The sequence below is a fragment of the Neisseria sp. P0021.S005 genome, assembly GCF_051956955.1.
In genome coordinates this window covers 1-2,445 of the sequence record NZ_JBQCWY010000453.1, presented here as the reverse complement: position 1 = coordinate 2,445, position 2,445 = coordinate 1, and the positions used below count along the sequence as shown (strand labels likewise).

Sequence of the window (2,445 nt, the reverse complement as noted above, 5' to 3'; positions counted from 1 at the left end):
CAGGGAATCTCATGTCAAACATCCAAACCAAACTTAAAACCATCGTTTTTACAGCCATCAGCGCAGCCATCTTGTCCGCATGCGGTGGTGGCGGAGGCGGCGGTTCATCTGCTTTAAGCACCGGCGCGACTCCTACCAATAATACCGGCAACTCTACTGGCAATAATGGCAATCCTGCCAACAATAACAGCAATGTCAACACTCCGAAAGCGCCGTCTACTACGCTTACCAACAGTGCCGACAACCTCGCCAAACTGACCGATGAAGATCCAATCGATCCGGCCAACGTTACCCAGCCTTTGCACACACATTTCATCTCCTCCAAAGGTGCACAGCAATCCAACCCTAACGTACAAATCCGCAAAGATGCCGCAGGCAAAATGTTCCAAACAGACAATCAAGACCGTAACCAAAATGGCCTGATCAGTTCTATTGACTTTAACAGCAATGATGAAGTCAAAATGGACGGCGTTGTGTTATTTAACAAGACCACTGATGGCAACGCAACCCAAACTACATGGACAAGCTACGCTTCTGTTATTGCCAAAGTATATTCAAAAGGCAATACTCAAACTGATGTCAGCGAACAAACGGGCAAAGAGAAAAATACCGAATTCGCATACGGCAAATCAACTTTGGATGAACGTATTGTTGAACTTTATAAGAAGTTAGAAGCTGAAAAAGAAAATCTAAAAAAAGAACAAAACTCAGAGTCTGGCCAAGTTGATCATGACAAAATAAAGGAAATTAAAGCTAAAATTAGAGACTTAGACGCTTTATACCAAAAAAATCTGCAACATCGTACTGGTCTGGCAACCTTTAATAAAATTGACAGCGATAAGTTAGCCTACTTCCGCACTGATAAAAATGGCTTAGTCTTCGATAAACAATTCGATGGCGTTTATGTTATCAACTTTGATGACGGCACCAAAATTGTGTTGCATGATCCTTCTGCGGCCGGCTGGACATATCAAACCTTCGCGTATTACACCGACCCTAAAGGACATGTATACCAAGGCTACCAAAGCCTGGGCGATGAAACTGTCTTCACAACCCTGCCTGCTAAAGGAACAGCCACCTACAAAGGTATTTCCACTGCCTATGTGGTTACCGACAAGAACAATCGTCAGTTGACTTCCAATGTCATGGCTATCGTTGATTTCGGCCTCAAAGGCGTCCGTTTTGAAACGTCAAACTCACACTTCCATACTTTAGAAAATGGTAAGCGCGTATCCAAAGCAGATAACAACTATGATTTCAAAGGTACGGCAAGCTGGAAAGACGGCAACCTCTTCTCCGGTAAAGTCAGCACGGCCGATGACAAGTTAAGCGGCAACCTGAACGGCAAATTCTACGGCCCCAATGCTGCAGAAATTGGCGGCACTTACGGCTTGAAAAACAAAGATGCAACCGAACACTTAATCGGTGGCTATGGCGCGAAACGTCAATAACCCTGCCTAAACAAAAGGCCGTCTGAAGTTTCAGACGGCCTTTTTATTTTCAACTTAGATTACACCGATACGGCTGCTTTGATATGCGGATGCGGATCGTAGCCTTCCAATTCAAAGTCTTCAAATTTAAATTCAAACAAGTCTTTGACTTCAGGGTTGATTTTCATGGTCGGCAGGTTTCGGAAATCGCGGCTTAATTGTAGCTGGGCCTGCTCGATATGGTTACTGTACAAATGCGCATCGCCAAACGTATGGATAAACTCACCTGCTTCCAGTCCGCATACTTGGGCCATCATCATGGTCAACAATGCGTAGCTGGCGATGTTGAACGGTACGCCAAGGAAAATATCGGCGCTGCGTTGGTAAAGCTGGCAAGACAGTTTGCCGTTGGCAACGTAAAACTGAAACAGCGCGTGGCAAGGCGGCAAGGCCATTTCATCGACCAAAGCCGGATTCCATGCGGACACAATCAGGCGGCGCGAGTCGGGATTTTTCTTGATTTGTTCCACCACGTTGGCAATTTGGTCGATATGGCGGCCGTCGGGTGCAGGCCAACTGCGCCATTGGTAGCCGTAAACCGGGCCTAAATCGCCGTTTTCGTCCGCCCATTCGTCCCAAATGGAAACGTTGTTCTCTTTCAGGTATTTGATGTTGGTATCGCCTTTGAGAAACCAAAGTAGCTCATGAATAATCGAGCGCAGATGCAGTTTTTTGGTGGTTAACAGCGGAAAGCCTTCACTCAAATCAAAACGCATTTGGTAACCGAACACGGAACGCGTGCCGGTGCCGGTACGGTCGGATTTGTCGATGCCATTGTCGAGAACATGGCGCATAAGGTCGTGATAGGCTTTCATGTGTTTCCTTAGTGTATGTGTTGTGGGAATTTCGTGTGTATTGTACCGAATTTTCAGACGGCCTGCCTCTCTGTCTTCAATGGGGCGACCTTCCCCATATTCGCGTAATACACTCATTAACCTGCATCTTATACACATCT

Annotated in this window: 2 protein-coding genes; one reads left to right on the top strand and one right to left on the bottom strand. The window is 46.1% G+C overall.

Going from position 1 to position 2,445, the window contains the following annotated elements; genetic code table 11:
- Positions 1-1,451 (top strand): transferrin-binding protein-like solute binding protein (locus ACTHUE_RS15485; protein ID WP_440423929.1); only part of this gene is annotated, 1,451 nt, incomplete at its 5' end.
- A gap of 59 nt (positions 1,452-1,510) precedes the next feature.
- Here the strand turns inward: ACTHUE_RS15485 and ACTHUE_RS15480 are convergent.
- Complete coding sequence (locus tag ACTHUE_RS15480; protein ID WP_107810843.1) at positions 1,511-2,305, bottom strand: thymidylate synthase; 795 nt, start codon at positions 2,303-2,305, stop codon at positions 1,511-1,513.
- Positions 2,306-2,445 lie beyond the last annotated feature (140 nt).

What these genes read in the sequence shown, in the direction of transcription:
- ACTHUE_RS15480 (WP_107810843.1), bottom strand. Translation starts at nt 2,305, where the DNA reads ATGAAAGCCTATCACGACCTTATGCGCCATGTTCTCGACAATGGCATC.